This is a genomic window from Alkaliphilus sp. B6464, assembly GCF_018141165.1.
Classification (GTDB): Bacteria; Bacillota; Clostridia; order Peptostreptococcales; family Natronincolaceae; genus Alkaliphilus_B.
Window position 1 is genome coordinate 235,438 of sequence record NZ_CP058558.1, and the last position, 14,345, is coordinate 249,782.

General features: G+C 28.6%; 15 protein-coding genes. 1 reads left to right on the forward strand and 14 read right to left on the reverse strand.

Annotated features, from left to right (window positions below; all coding sequences use genetic code 11):
* Positions 1–88: 88 nt before the first annotated feature.
* The gene (locus HYG84_RS19100; RefSeq protein ID WP_212382432.1) at positions 89–364 is read right to left on the reverse strand and encodes a hypothetical protein; all 276 of its coding nucleotides are present in this window, start codon (positions 362–364) and stop codon (positions 89–91) included.
* Between the two features lie 157 nt (positions 365–521).
* Here HYG84_RS19100 and HYG84_RS19105 point away from each other — a divergent pair, with 157 nt between their 5' ends.
* Positions 522–1,376, forward strand: a complete 855-nt coding sequence (locus tag HYG84_RS19105; RefSeq protein ID WP_212382435.1) for a hypothetical protein — start codon at positions 522–524, stop codon at positions 1,374–1,376.
* 29 nt (positions 1,377–1,405) lie between these two features.
* Here HYG84_RS19105 and HYG84_RS19110 read toward each other — a convergent pair whose 3' ends face one another.
* The 13 genes from HYG84_RS19110 to HYG84_RS19170 all read right to left on the reverse strand — a co-directional run bounded on the left by HYG84_RS19110 (position 1,406) and on the right by HYG84_RS19170 (position 14,343).
* On the reverse strand, positions 1,406–1,552 hold the full coding sequence (locus HYG84_RS19110; protein WP_212382437.1) for a hypothetical protein: 147 nt from the start codon (positions 1,550–1,552) through the stop codon (positions 1,406–1,408).
* Positions 1,553–1,599: 47 nt separating this feature from the next.
* Positions 1,600–2,400 (reverse strand): alpha/beta fold hydrolase, encoded by an 801-nt coding sequence (locus tag HYG84_RS19115; RefSeq protein ID WP_212382439.1) that lies wholly within the window; start codon positions 2,398–2,400, stop codon positions 1,600–1,602.
* A gap of 113 nt (positions 2,401–2,513) precedes the next feature.
* Positions 2,514–4,658, reverse strand: coding sequence for a type IA DNA topoisomerase (locus HYG84_RS19120; RefSeq protein ID WP_212382441.1), 2,145 nt, complete (start codon positions 4,656–4,658; stop codon positions 2,514–2,516).
* Between the two features lie 247 nt (positions 4,659–4,905).
* Positions 4,906–7,251: a hypothetical protein gene (locus HYG84_RS19125; protein ID WP_212382443.1), complete on the reverse strand. Its 2,346-nt coding sequence runs from the start codon at positions 7,249–7,251 to the stop codon at positions 4,906–4,908.
* 88 nt (positions 7,252–7,339) lie between these two features.
* Entirely contained in the window at positions 7,340–8,884 is a 1,545-nt protein-coding gene (locus HYG84_RS19130) for an AAA family ATPase (RefSeq protein WP_212382445.1), read from the reverse strand.
* A gap of 140 nt (positions 8,885–9,024) precedes the next feature.
* A complete protein-coding gene (locus HYG84_RS19135; RefSeq protein ID WP_212382446.1) occupies positions 9,025–9,906 on the reverse strand; it encodes a hypothetical protein in 882 nt (293 codons plus the stop codon).
* A gap of 96 nt (positions 9,907–10,002) precedes the next feature.
* Positions 10,003–10,215 carry a hypothetical protein gene (locus tag HYG84_RS19140; RefSeq protein WP_212382448.1) on the reverse strand — a complete coding sequence of 71 codons (213 nt, stop codon included), beginning with the start codon at positions 10,213–10,215 and terminating at the stop codon, positions 10,003–10,005.
* Between the two features lie 289 nt (positions 10,216–10,504).
* A complete protein-coding gene (locus tag HYG84_RS19145; RefSeq protein ID WP_212382450.1) occupies positions 10,505–10,933 on the reverse strand; it encodes a hypothetical protein in 429 nt (142 codons plus the stop codon).
* A gap of 285 nt (positions 10,934–11,218) precedes the next feature.
* On the reverse strand, positions 11,219–11,848 hold the full coding sequence (locus tag HYG84_RS19150) for a hypothetical protein (protein ID WP_212382452.1): 630 nt from the start codon (positions 11,846–11,848) through the stop codon (positions 11,219–11,221).
* Positions 11,849–11,860: 12 nt separating this feature from the next.
* Positions 11,861–12,268, reverse strand: a complete 408-nt coding sequence (locus HYG84_RS19155; RefSeq protein ID WP_212382454.1) for a TadE/TadG family type IV pilus assembly protein — start codon at positions 12,266–12,268, stop codon at positions 11,861–11,863.
* A gap of 149 nt (positions 12,269–12,417) precedes the next feature.
* Positions 12,418–12,918, reverse strand: coding sequence for a prepilin peptidase (locus HYG84_RS19160; protein WP_212382456.1), 501 nt, complete (start codon positions 12,916–12,918; stop codon positions 12,418–12,420).
* Between the two features lie 70 nt (positions 12,919–12,988).
* Positions 12,989–13,153 (reverse strand): Flp family type IVb pilin, encoded by a 165-nt coding sequence (locus HYG84_RS19165; RefSeq protein ID WP_212382457.1) that lies wholly within the window; start codon positions 13,151–13,153, stop codon positions 12,989–12,991.
* Between the two features lie 224 nt (positions 13,154–13,377).
* Positions 13,378–14,343: a type II secretion system F family protein gene (locus tag HYG84_RS19170; RefSeq protein ID WP_212382460.1), complete on the reverse strand. Its 966-nt coding sequence runs from the start codon at positions 14,341–14,343 to the stop codon at positions 13,378–13,380.
* Between the last annotated feature and the right edge of the window lie 2 nt (positions 14,344–14,345).

A 14,345-nucleotide genomic window follows, 5' to 3' on the forward strand; every position in this document is an offset into this window, starting at 1 on the left:
GGTATAGTTTCTATTCTTTAATTTTAATTCTAAAGAATTATACATATAATAATTTCAAATGTCTATTTTTGAACTGATTTTTTGAAAATTATTTAGAAAAGTCCATTCTAACCTTGCCATCTTCAAGTTTTAAATTCACCTTAATGCTTATAGGCTTATTGGTTTTCCCGTTTTCAATCAACTGCTTAATAACTTCATCGGACAATTTTGTATCGAAATATGCAGTAGGTACTGAATACTTGCAACCTTTTTCTTTAAAGTTAGAACACCCTATAAATTCTAATTCTTTGTCGTCCTTAATATATCTAATCCTGCGAAGTTCTCCTTCACATTTGGGACATTTACAAATTACATTATCAGCCATAACAATCCACTCCTTTATATTAAAAAATTTAATAATCATTTGATTACTAGATGCTTTTTAATATATAATACTTTTTCGTGTCAAGTTTATTGATAAATTAACCTAATTTAAAATCAAAACAAACTATTGTGTTATGTTAAATACAGGAGGCGATATTATGGATGATAAAAATAAAAAAACAGAAAACAATTTGCAAAATGAACAGTTTTTAAATATTAATGACATTACTCTGGTATCATATAAAAATCCTAATCGAAGGAGATATACCCTTATTATTATTTTAATTTTATTCATGGCCTTACTTACTACATATGGTTTTCTACATATAAAGTACATTTCACCTATTAATACATCATTAAAAGTTGGAAATATTAAAGTTACAAATAATGAGTATGACATGATATTAGAAAAAATGGAAAATGAAAATGTAGATGATAAAATAATGCTTACAAATAAATACTTTACTGATATTATTATTCTTTCAGAAAAAGCAAAAGAGTTAGGTATCACAGTAACAGATGAAGAATTTAGGACTCAAAATCAGATTAATGATATATATAATGAAAGGGCTGCTCTTGTTAAAAAGTTAGAAAAACATCTTGAAATTAATGCAGAAATAACTGATGAAATGATAGAGGAATATTACGAAAAGACAAAAAATGTTTATTATGTAGATGAAAGTAATTATGAATATTATGCTTTTGTATCTGATAATCCTTTTCCTGAAAATATGAATATAGAATTTGATAAATACAATAAATCTTCTGGAACCATAAAAGATCTATTAAAATATGGAATAGATCAGCCAGAATTAAATAAATGGTACACAATAGATACAGATGATAACAAGTATAGACAAATTTACATTGTGAATGGAAACACCATCTATCTTACCTTAACTCAAGTAAAGGATAGCATTAAGGATTCATTATTTGTACAAAAAACTAAAGGTGTTATTCAACAATTTTTATTTGAAGGATATTCCAAATATGACATAGGTTATTATAGGTAACAAAAAACCTCTCAAATTGAGAGGCTTTTTTACGCAACTTTTAAATTTCTCTTGTTTAATTCATTTATTAATACTTGATAGATTGTTTTTGTATTTAACCAATCCAAATTACTTTGTCTAGTTATTGATGTAATTTCCTGTTCATAATAATAACTAGCCATATCTATACTATACATATGATAATAGTCCTTTTTTACGACTTTCAAGTATTTGTTATGGTTTTTTATCCCGCTATTTCTTGGGCCGTTTCTTCTTTGATATTATTAAAGAAATTTAGACTTACTCGATTAAACTCCTGTGGAGACTCGATATTACATACATGTCCGCATTTATTAATTATATGTATGTTTGCATTTTTGTCTTTTTTAATTTCATCTTTTATTATTGGTAAAAACATATAATCTTCACTTCCCATAATATAAAGTCTTTTATTGGTTTTGTTAAGTATTTTAGTATCTTCACTAATACCTATTTTTCTTAAAATCTTTATCCACTTAAAAAATTCAGTTCTTCCTAATTTATATGCCTCTCTTGTAAATACCTGCCTTGATACTCTGTGTCTTTTTTTAGGCATTATTATCCACGCACAAAGTTTATAGAGACTCATGTACGGTAAAAAATATTTAATACTGTATCCTATTTCCATCAATATTCTTGAGTATAAAGTTATATTTGTTACAGCACCACCTAATACCATGGATTTTACTCTTTCAGAAAAATTATTATTTATAGTGTTTATTATAATAGTACCAAGTGAAATACCCATAAAATGAGCCTTTTTTATCTTCAAATGATCCAACACTTTTACAACATCTTCACTTATAGTTTTAAATGAACATTCCGCCAAATCTTTTAATCCTAACTTAGTGTACCCATGGCCATGAAGATCCACAAACAATAAATTATAATGCTTTTTAAAAAAAATAATCTGCTTATAAAATATAGAATAGTTTCCACCCATTCCATGCACAAAAACTATCCAATCTTTTGCATTGTTATTTTCATATATTTGATAATGTAACATAACATCTCACTCCCTTCAGGTTTTTAAGTTAAGTGATTATAAAAATTTACTTTTTATATTTCAACTTTTTTTGCTATGTAATAAAAACAAGTAGGCTGATTAGCCTACTTCTTTTAATTAAAATCCAGTGTTACTTCTCCAGTTTGCTTATTTAGCACAAACTTAGCGGAAGGAAGTTTACTTCCGTCTTTTTTCTTTAAACCACTAACTCTAGCAGTTTCACCTTTTTCAAGAAGTATAGATGCTTGATTTTCAGTCAGTAATTTTCCACAAACTTTATTTATAGTAAATTTACAACCATTATTCCATCCAGTACATCCATAAAAATCCCCAAACTTACCTTTTCTTTTAACAATATCACTTTCGCATAAAGGACATTTTCCCACCGAGCCATTTGATTTTGTAACAATTTTTGCATCTGTTTTCTTTAATTTAGAAATAGAAGTATTATAAAGAGCCACAACATCTTTCATGTATTCATCTTTAGATACTTGTCCCTTTTCTACTTTACTTAATTTAAACTCCATTTCTCCAGTAAATTCAGCATTTTTAAGTTCATCAACAGGTAAGATATTTATTAATCTTTCACCTTTTTCAGTTGGATATAAAGTTTTAGATTTACCTTTAGTAGTTGCATATCCATGATCTTGCAAGCCTTTCAAGATATTTGCTCTCGTAGCACCGGTGCCTATACCTTTTTCTTTCATAAGTTGTCTCATATCTTCATCTTTAATTTTTCTACCGCAACTCTCCATAAATTCTATGATTGTAGCAATTGTATATCTTTTAGGTGGTTGGGTTTTAACTTCTTTCTTTTCAATGCCTATGATAGACACTTCCTCATTGTTTTTAACTTCTGGAAGTGAAGTATCATTCGTGATAATTGAATATACTTCTCTCCATCCTTGCTCTATTTCTTTTTTGCCAGTAGATTTAAACAAAAATCCATCTATTCCAGTGAGAATTGTTTGATGTCTATCTGTAGCAGCAGGAAAATTTACAGAAATCGCTCTTTTAACTATTTCTTCATACACCATCTTTTCATCAAATGATAATCGGGACAAAAGTGGAAGTTCTGCTGTAGGAATAATAGCAGGGTGAGAACTTACCTTGCTATCATCAACAATTCTCTTATTATTTTTATTAAAACTATGTTTTTTAGCAAAAGGATTTATTGATGCAATTTTAGAGTACATTTCTGCAAAATCATCAGCCTTACTCTTTGTAATGTAGTTACTTGCAGTTCTTGGATAAGTGGTATGTCCACTTTCATATAAACTTTGAGTGGCATCTAGTGTTTTATCAGGATCTAAACTTGCAATTTTAGCCATATAAATAGCAAGTGATGTTTGGTCAAATAAAGGTGGAGAATAATTATTCTTGTTTTCAACATTATAATTATTTATCTTACCTACTTTATTTTTTAAAACATTTCCAAAATCATCTGCTTTTTTGGGATCATCAAAATTTTCTTCGTAAACACCTTCATAAACCGTTCCCTCTTTAGTCTTAAACTTAGCAACAACTTGGTAATATTTTTGCGATTTAAAGTTTTTGTTGAGTTCTTCAATCCTTACAATTTCAGAAAGTACAGCAGTTTGCACTCTACCTACATTAAGAATTTCCTTGCCACCACTAAGTTCAACTGTTGCTTTAGCAGTCAGTAAAGCACCTAGTATCCAATCAGAAGTCATTCTACAATACCCTGCTGTAGTTAAATTCTCATAGTAACTTCCATCTTTCATTTCATTAAATGCTTTAATAATATCCTTTTCTGTATGTTCATCTGTCCATAGTCTTTTTACAGGTTTTCTGCAATTTGCTTGTGTATAAATAATTGAAAATATACTATTACCTTCACGATCAGAGTCACAAGCATTAATAATCTCTGATACATTAGTAGATTTCATTAACTTTTCAAGATTATTAAACATACCTTCTTTACCTTTAATGACCTTTGTTTTAAAAGGATTTGGAATAAAATTATCAGGAATATTTCTCCAGTTCTTATATGATTGATCATAGTCATATGCTTGGTATAACTCTACCAAGTGACCTTGTGCAAAGGAAATGATATATTCGTTATTTTCAACAAATCCGACTCTCTTGATTTGTTGTTCTAACTGTTTTGTTTCTTTTAATACATTATCTTTGGTAATTAACTTTCCATTTAATTTAAAATCGCCAAGAATTTTTCTACCGTTGGCTGCTAACATTAAGGCAACCTTTGGTTTTTCTGCAACGATTAACTTTTTCATAAAATCATCCTTTCTATATAAATTCAATACCTATAATAAAGGTATTTCATAATAATCAATGACTGCTTTTATAGTCAAAAATTTATTGTTTTTAACATAACACATGTTTTTAGAACACTAAGAGGATATAATTCCGCATATTCTGAATTACAAAGGGATCTTTCGTTCCTGATTACTAAACTACGTAATAAAGGTAAGTCTAAAATACAAAAACAAAAAATAGAGAAGGGAAATTCCCTTCTCCTTTTTATTTAAATAAGTTTTTTTCAAGAATTCTAATCATTTGCTTTGGCAATTTAGATAAATTATCACATAGTATTGTATGCTTATAAATTTGTTTAAGATGCGGATAACAATATTCTCCCAATGCTATTGCTACAAGATTCGTTCCTTGTTTTTGAATATCATCAGCAACTTTTTTTGTATCACTTGCTGAAATAGTTCCAGAGTAAACTGTTCTTCCACAACTATGTTCTGGATTACCGTCAGCAATAACTATCATTAAAGTATCTTTATTTGGCTGCATCTTTTGATATGCATGACACCATTTAAGTGATACTCCTTCCCTAGTCCCTTCATCAGCATTTAAATGAAGAATATTATACTTAGTATTTTCTTTTTTATAATTATTGTAGTCTACTAATACTTTATGTTCTATTTTAGATGTATGGTAATACGCTCTTTCTTCCACTACGCAAATAGGAATATCTAGTTCTTTAGCCACTTCATAAATCATAATTACAGCCTGAATTACTTGTTTTACATTCATTTCCATAGAACCCGAACCATCTACAACAATCATAATATTTAAATCTGCTTGTTCTTTCATGTCGTTTTGTCTTTTCCAATTTCTTCTCTTAGGATCTGCCAATCTTCTAGTATCTAATTGAGAACCTATTACAAGTTTATTTTTCCACGATGGTGCTTGGTCTTTAATAAGTTTTTGAAAGGACTTTGAAAATGATCTAATTAAACCTTTATTGGGTTCATGATAGTACTTATATAATTCTTCCTTACGATATTTATCACTAAATTTTTTGATAACATTAACATACATTCCCTTATTAATGCTAGAATATTTAACTTTCTGAAGTTCTCTATCAATTTTTTGCTCCAATTCTCTTTCCTTCTCTTGCTGAATTGCTCTTTTTTCTTCTTCTTTTTGAACCTCTTGCTGCTCATATTCCATATCTTTAATTAACTTATCAATAGCCTCTTTTTCTAGTCTTTTTTCTTCATCTTTTTCTCTTTGCTCTCTTGCTTTTCTTTCTTCTTCAGTTTCTCTATTTTCACTAGAATCTCTATCCGTATTAGAGTCTTCTGCACCACTGTTATTATTGTTAGAGTTCTGGTGATTATTTTTAATATCATCACGATTTGAGTCATTATCATTACTATCTTTATTAGAGTTTTGACTATTATTTGCCTCTGTATTTAAATTACCATCTTCCTTGTTAGAAGAATCATCTTTGGAATTTCCTTTATTAGAAGAATCATTACTTTCATCTTTATTCTCATCAGCACCATTGCCCTTACTATTAGTATCTTTTTCTTGAGAATTATCTGCGTCCTTTTTATCATTTTGCTTTCCACTACCAGAACTGTTTTGGCTATCTTTATCTTGACTATTCTGTTCATTATTACCTTGCGAATCTTGAGAAGAATTTCTACCAGAAGATTTATTGCTTTCTTTCTGTTCGTCTTTATTATTAGAAAAATTGCTAGAACTTGAATGTTGTGGTCTACCTTTAAAATCTTTTTTAATATCTACATTTTTAGGTGTAGATCCTTCTAACAATTTAGGAAGAATTTTATTCTTAAAGTAATTAAAGTCGAATATTTCCTGCTCTTTAATTGCGTCATCAACCAAATCTTCAATAATTAAAAATATCTTTTTTGCATATTCATATCTTTTCATGCAATCTTTTGTTTTTCTGATAAAATCAAAGTATTTAGCAGACTTTTTAATTCTTGAATTTACTTTTCTATCAGTTATTTTGCCTTTAATCTCTCCTGTAATAGCATACATCATAGCCCAATGAAGAAATAAATTTACTCTATTTATTTGTTTTTGTTTTAGTTTTTCCTGCATTATATCAAGAGACAAAGTATTATGAAACGCTACTCTGTTTGAGAAGGAAATATAAAATTCGAGCCCCGGTAAATAGTTGATTCCTGCTAATTCGATATATGAATCTTCTCCTATATTCATAATGCTATGCATTATCTCATGTTTATAGGAATGTTGGTGTTCAAATTCCTTTTCCATGACCTTTAGCATTTCAAAGTCAGTAAAAAGTATATGAAAAGCCTCATGTGCTGTTCCACCTCTTGCAAAGGTTTTAAGTAGCAGCCATGTATTGTATTTAAAATAATTATCAAGTCCTAAATCCTTACATGCTTTCTCTATTGCCTCATTATTTACGATAAATGGATGATCAGGATAAATCTGAACCAAATTACCATCAGTACTTGTACTCATTGTGAATTTTAATATGTTATTATAATTATCTGTTATTCCACGCAAAAAAGTTTGTTCTTTTATTCTATTTGATTCACTCTTATATAAAGTTACCTGTTTAGGATCTAACATTATTAATATTCCTCCCTTATGTACTTAATGGGTACATATTATATAAAGATAAGTTTTTATTTCAAATAAAAAACTAGAGGTTTAACCTCTAGTTGGGAAACTTATGTTTAACAATTTCAAGAATTTCATTTTTTAAATCTTTATCAAAATTTGCAACGGGATTTATAACAGTTGTTATTGCTGCTTCAAGTGGACTTCTAACAATTTTAATTCTATTAGCCCATCTCTTTAAATTACGAAGTGAAATTGCAGTATCTAATTCTTCTTCTTCGATTTTAGTTTTAATCTTTTTGTATATTGTTAGCATATCATTTGCTAATTTACCCTCAATTTTTGTTTCTTCAATTAAAGATTGTTTCATTTGTTCTTCTGTTAACTCCTTGACTTCAACTACATCATCAAATCTGTTGAGTAATGCTTTATTGATTTCGTTAGTTCCTGCATAACCATTATTCATAGTTGCAAAAAACCTAAAGCAATTATGTCTTTTAACTACTTTACCATTGTCTAATCGCACAAATCCATTATCATCAAGTAAGGAGTTTAAAAACGACAAATGTCTTGGATCACCAAAGTTCAATTCTTCAAAAACAACAGCCCCACCCCACTCAATTGCATCCGTAACTTCACTTTGGAAAAATATAAATTCATTTCCTTTTGGTACAAATTTCCCTAATATAAATTCATCCAATGCTTCAGTACAGTTAATAACGGCTACTAAAGGCAACCTTATATCTCGACAAAGAAGTTTGACATTTGTAGTTTTTCCTGTACCAGTAGGTCCATATTGCAGTACAGATAAAGAATACCCATGTGCTATAGAATCCCTCACTGGCTCTAATTCAAATGGAATTTGCATATAGTCAGGGAAATCAGGAATTTTACTCTCCATTTCTTCAGATAAAGGCTCCCCAAAATCTATATGTATTATTTTAGATTTAACCTTTTTACTATTTTTAGAAGATGAATTAGATTTGTTTTTTTTCTGCGTAATCTTTGTTTTAGGACCATTAATATAAATATAATCCCCCTCTTTACCAGTAATTTGTGGAGTTATATCTTCTTTAATAGTTACATTGGCTACTTTATCTACCACTACTTCATAATCAGTTCCCTTATGTTCAAAATAAAAATTATCATTAGTTAAGAAAAAATATTTCTCTGCTGCATCGTCACTTTTAGTAAGAGGCAATCCATTTCTATTAACTACTTCTTTAAGGCCATCGAAAGCATTAATTAAATCTCTATTTGTCTTTTTTATTAAATCACTAATGAAAATTGGAACAAAATAATGTCGTTTTGCATAGTTAGTATCTACACTTATTGTAAAATCCTTGCTATACATTTGAATTATTGGCTCTTCAAATAATATTTGGTAAGTTTTATTACTACCTAATGCAGTCATCTCACAATAAAGTCTATCATCATCTGTAATTCCCACTGCTGTCAAACTATCATCAAACAATGAAATGATTCCCTCTGCAATTGGTCTTGCTAAAGAAGCCTTTGGACTTTTTCCTCTATAACTTGTAGTGTTTAGAGGTGATTTATAGACCAAACTTTCATCTCCATGACTAAAGTCTGTTCCTCTAATTTGACCACTATAGTTATATGCCATTGAAAATATATTCATAAATTAACATGCCTCCTTAATACTTTGAAAATTCCTTTTAACAATTTCACTACATTGTATGAAAATATATCTTTGTATTTCAAGAAATAATTTTAAATAAACAAATAAGCAGAGGTTTATCCCCTGCTTATCTGAAAGTATTATGCAATTTCTTCTATATTAATATTTTCTTCTTTCGCATATTGAATTGCTTTTTGTTGATACTCCTCGAAACGACCTTTAGAGGCTTTATTAGTTGCTAACCATTTAAAGTATCCTGCATCTTTCTCATGCAATTCTCTCATAGTGATTCCTGCTCTATATTTATTAGTCTTAATAACATAATCTGCTGCTAAATCATCTGAAACTTCTTCTGAAGTATTTGTATCGTTTTGAATTTCTTGCTGATTTTGTGTTTGTTCATTTGCTTTATCTTCTTGAATATTTTTAGCGGAGGTTTCAGCAGAAGTTTCGTCCTTTACAGGATCTACTTTTTCATCATTTTTTGTATTTTCTTTAACAGATGTTGTATCTGCTTTAGTAACAGTAGCGTTATTACTCGCAGGTCTCTTATCTTCCTTAACCTCTACATTTTTATTAATAGAATCCTCTGTTTGGAATTCATCAAAACTGCTATAAAGTAGCGGTAATCTTTCTTCTCCAATATAATTCTTTCTAAGAACTTCTAAAGCACAAGTGGCCTTTGCTCTTTTAACTGCCATTTCAACTGGATATGCCTGTGCAATTACATTTGCTAAGTTAAGTGTATTTGCACATCCCACTCCATAAGTAGTTTTTCCATCAACTTCTAAACCAACTGTAACCACAACATTATAATTATTAGTAGTAATCCATGCCTGTTGGATTTTCGGCTCTGTAAATAGTGAATCAAAATGATCTTCAATTTTTTGAATACCCTCTTTATTAATTACTACACTTGATCCTCTTTGACTATCTACAATAAAATGTTCATTTGATGTAATTATTAATTCCCCTTTGTTTGTTTTTAACGCTAAATTTGTATTTGGTCTTAAAAATTGCATATGTTCAATCTCCTCTCAATTTGTAATTTAAAATTATAATCTCCATTAAAATCTTCATCTCCTGTATACAGGAGACAAAGACTGATAAATTCTATATTAACGATTTAATAAAAACATTGTTGTCAAAGCACAAATAACCATAGATGCTGCCATAATCTTTTTAACCAGATTTTTGTGATAGCCGGAACCATAAGCACCTACTTTTAAGTTCTCCATGGTAAAGGCACCATAAGTTAATTTACTAATTCCTCTGTTTGCTAGTGTTGGCACCAACATCATTATTGCTAAAAACAACACTCCTTTTGCCATTTCATATACCTCCCTAAATTTAATCTAATGTAATTTAATAAATACCTTATATCTTTTGTGGTAACATATTAAAAAAGGATTCAGATAAATGTCAAGTAAACTATAAAAAAATCAAGTTGGCTATCGTTAATTTCTGTTTTAACATAACACATACATATTGCCTTTATAATATAATCAAAAAATATGTAAACAATAAAAAAAGGCTACTAGATTATTTAGTAGGCCTTTTGAAAAATGGTTATGTATTTTTGTTTTAATAAATGCACACTTGAGGTTTTATGTGAAGTAATTAAGCATACATAAATACAAAGTGGTTAATCAAAATAAGAATAGTATAAAATACTATCATTATACCAAATGATACAAGACTAAATTTAACAGTAGTTTTAAAAGTCTTTTTAATAGCCCTGCTAATAGCAAGAGGTTTGCTTTTAGGTATATATGATTCAAATATTTTTAACTGTTCATCAGTCATTTTAAATTTTGTATTCATAGTAGCATTTTGATTAGCGTTAAATTGATTTACCCCTGAGTTAAAGGCATCATCTCCTGTTGCAACGCCAATATTATCATTTTCAAATCTCATTTGTTTCATAACAATCTCATGAAAAATTTTATTTCTAAAGTTTAAGAATTTTAAACCACCAGAAATAGATTTAAATATAAAAATTGGAAAAGCCACCATCATAAATAAAAAAACTAATCCTAAAAATATCATTACACTACACTCCTTATTATGTATTTTCTTATATGTACGGACATTCTCCGTATAATTGAAAAAACTATGTATTAATGCCTTTATATAATAAATAGCCATGTAGACTAATGAAAAATATTAATATATATAAACAGTCATAAAGACTGGTAAACTAAGAGACCTGCATACAGTAAATAGAACCAAATATAAAATAGTACCTGCATACTAAAAAAAGATGCTTGTAAAAGTCAAGTTAAAATAAAAGACACTCTAATTTTTATTATTAGAGTGTCTTTTTTAATTAATTTAAAAATAGTTCCATTCTTCATTTTTTTGATTTTCTTGCTCCTTATCACTACCCGGAATCTCTATTGCAAAAGGTTGTGCAATTGCTCTTTCCTTAATATGATGATATTTACCACCCCACCAGTTTCTAACAAAAAACATTTCCATATCTGCCTCTATTAATACTTCTACTTCACCATTTTTTCCATCGGCATGGCCTGTAAGAAACCTACTAAAATTTGTTGATGTTCCCCATAAAGTCACATTCGGATTTAAATACACTCCTGTAATGTTCAAAGTTTTATCCATGCCATCTTTATTCTTTTTAATAAGTTCCCATGCATAAGTACTGTTCGCATATTTTCCTTTATAGTTATTCATTCCTGTCACTGGATCTATATATTCGATAGGGACAGAATCCTCATTATAAATAAGAATTGATCTAGCACCACTATTCTTATCATGATATGAATATCCAGTTTCATTTACAATACTTATAGCAACTGCTGAAGCCAAGTTTCTAGTATACATTTTAAAGTACATTATCCTAGATATATCGTATGCAAATCCAAAAAGGGCTATACTTGCTAATATAAAAAATAAACTAACAATAATAATAGAACCTTTCCTTTTATTTTGTTTAAATCTCATAGCAGCCACCCCCTATTTCTTCTCTTTTCTCATTGTAAAACTTGTCGATATATCTAAGTCTTTAGATGAACCGACACCATTTGGATTAATAATTGGAAATAAATATTTTACCTTTCCTTGTACAGTATAAGTAAAATATTCTCCTGATTCACTCTTATCTATAGATACATGTTCAACTCCTATAGCATGTTTTAAGACATTGTTTGCATTTGCAATTGCAAGAGAGGTATTATAAGTGTCATTAGCAGGATTGAGTGCAATTGCTGTTCTTGTCGCCTCATATGCTGATATGTTGAATACCATTTTATTATGCATGATTTGAAATCCTGAAATCATAAACCCTATTAAAAATAAATATATTCCTAAAATAAGCACAAACTCTATCATCACTTGACCTTTTCGTGTTCTTAATATTCTCATGATATACACCTCCTATTTCTAATAATAAATTGTAGAAAACACAACATAAAACTTAAACATAATAATTAAAAACATACTTATTATCAGCACAGAATACAACACTAGGCCTTCTTCGACCTTATTCTCATGATAATTCATATCCCCTTGACTTAAAAAATCCATTGTGCTTTTATATAATAAGCCATGAGTACGCCTATTAATATATAAGGAGTAAATATATTAGTTTGTTCCTGCTTTTCTTCTATTTCCCACTTCCCTTTAAATGTAAAAAAGAAAAATGCATTATATAAAATAGATTTCAGTCTTTTAAAATTTAACAATATAAGAAAAATAGTTCCTATGAAGATTGAATAAACAAAGGTATATAATGTAAAATTCCATCCCATTAAAAATGTAATTGCCATATAAATTTTTATATCTCCTGCCCCCAGAAATTCATTTATGTTAAACTTTCTTGGAATATAGAACAAAACTATAAACAATAAAATTGAAGTAGCAAAACTATAAACTAAATTTAGTGGGTTATTAACAACTGAATAAATAGTTCCAATTATAACAAATATCAAAGGTATAAAATTCTTTATCTGTCTTGTTTTAAAATCATTTATTACTGCCAAAATCATCATTGTTATTACTAAAATAAAATTCATATATCTACCCCTCCCTTAACTATGTAATGGTGTAATTCCCTATCATTTTGATAGGGAATTACATTCATAATTACTTTAATTCATTTTCTATTTGTTTAGCCTTAGTTTTTCCTTTTTCACCGATCGTTCTAACAACAGCAATTATAACAACAAGAATAAGTGCTAAAATAACAATCCACTCAACCATTGTTTGCCCCTTTTCTTCTTTTATAAAATCTTTTAAAATATTCATCATAACAATCACCTCTTTTTTAAATTTTAAGTATTTTAATCTATTTAAAAATTGATTTCAATTTTTTCCAACTTTTATTTTAAAATAAATGATGTTCAATTATCTTAAAATTTCCCAACACAATACATACAACTAATGCTATGATCGCAGGCCATTGAGGACTTGCTTGTCCTTTTTCTTCTTTTATAAAATCTTTTAAAAATTTTATTCATAACCGTTATACCCCCTTAAAATGAGTTCATCATAATATCAGCAGCAGGTAGCATTATAAGGCCAATTAATGGTGCAAATAAGAATAGAAATATTGGAAGAATAAGAATTGTAGATTTTTTTCTTGCAATTTCTGATGATCTCAATACTTTTTCAACTTCAATTTTTTCAGCATGTCTTAATAATAACTCTGTAATCGGAGTACCCTTTTCTTTAGAAATTTTAATTTCAGAAACTAAGTTGTACAATTCATCAACGTCATTTCTAAAAGCCATATTTTCAAGAGCATCAGACCAATTATTAGAATACTTAGCCTCATTTTCAACTTTTTTAAATTCTTCCGAAAGAATACAATTATACCTATCTGAAACCCTTCTTGTTGCCTCCTCTACTGTATGTCCTACACTTGTAGCATTTGCCATAAGTCTTAAATAAGTTGGTAAAGTATCTTTAATTTCATCTTTTCTTTTATTGTATCTGCTGTCTAGTCTTGAAAATGGTATAATACTTAAATAGAAATAAAATCCCAAACCTATTGCAAGACCCATATAGTCCATAAAAGGAAATGTAGCAACGCAGACAAATACTCCTGCAAATAATCCAATTATTTTTAATGCTGCCATTTGTTCTGGAGTCTTATCTCTTACATTTGCTCTTAAAAGTTTTCGTTGAATTTCTTGAAGGTCGATTCCTGTTGTCCCTAGAATTTTAGTAAATACATCAGGATGTTTTTTTATATATGGTTTTACATACCTATTGAAAGCATCTGAATATTTATTTTTTTCTTGAAAATCTTCAAAAACATCTTCTTCTGAAAATTCTCTATGTTTTTCAATTCTACTAACATATTTGTTTTTCTTTTTTATATTACTCATTATAATAGTTGAAACTATAATGATTCCTAATACTACTGCAAAAACAATAAGTGCAAACTGAAATTCAATAGATGTTATAATCGAAATTAATTTATTAATTAAAACCATTG

Coding starts and splice junctions, on each gene's coding strand:
- HYG84_RS19100 (WP_212382432.1), bottom strand. CDS start 364: ATGGCTGATAATGTAATTTGTAAATGTCCCAAATGTGAAGGAGAACTT.
- HYG84_RS19105 (WP_212382435.1), top strand. CDS start 522: ATGGATGATAAAAATAAAAAAACAGAAAACAATTTGCAAAATGAACAG.
- HYG84_RS19110 (WP_212382437.1), bottom strand. CDS start 1,552: ATGTATAGTATAGATATGGCTAGTTATTATTATGAACAGGAAATTACA.
- HYG84_RS19115 (WP_212382439.1), bottom strand. CDS start 2,400: ATGTTACATTATCAAATATATGAAAATAACAATGCAAAAGATTGGATA.
- HYG84_RS19120 (WP_212382441.1), bottom strand. CDS start 4,658: ATGAAAAAGTTAATCGTTGCAGAAAAACCAAAGGTTGCCTTAATGTTA.
- HYG84_RS19125 (WP_212382443.1), bottom strand. CDS start 7,251: ATGTTAGATCCTAAACAGGTAACTTTATATAAGAGTGAATCAAATAGA.
- HYG84_RS19130 (WP_212382445.1), bottom strand. CDS start 8,884: ATGAATATATTTTCAATGGCATATAACTATAGTGGTCAAATTAGAGGA.
- HYG84_RS19135 (WP_212382446.1), bottom strand. CDS start 9,906: ATGCAATTTTTAAGACCAAATACAAATTTAGCGTTAAAAACAAACAAA.
- HYG84_RS19140 (WP_212382448.1), bottom strand. CDS start 10,215: ATGGCAAAAGGAGTGTTGTTTTTAGCAATAATGATGTTGGTGCCAACA.
- HYG84_RS19145 (WP_212382450.1), bottom strand. CDS start 10,933: ATGATATTTTTAGGATTAGTTTTTTTATTTATGATGGTGGCTTTTCCA.
- HYG84_RS19150 (WP_212382452.1), bottom strand. CDS start 11,848: ATGAGATTTAAACAAAATAAAAGGAAAGGTTCTATTATTATTGTTAGT.
- HYG84_RS19155 (WP_212382454.1), bottom strand. CDS start 12,268: ATGAGAATATTAAGAACACGAAAAGGTCAAGTGATGATAGAGTTTGTG.
- HYG84_RS19160 (WP_212382456.1), bottom strand. CDS start 12,918: ATGAATTTTATTTTAGTAATAACAATGATGATTTTGGCAGTAATAAAT.
- HYG84_RS19165 (WP_212382457.1), bottom strand. CDS start 13,153: ATGATGAATATTTTAAAAGATTTTATAAAAGAAGAAAAGGGGCAAACA.
- HYG84_RS19170 (WP_212382460.1), bottom strand. CDS start 14,343: ATGGTTTTAATTAATAAATTAATTTCGATTATAACATCTATTGAATTT.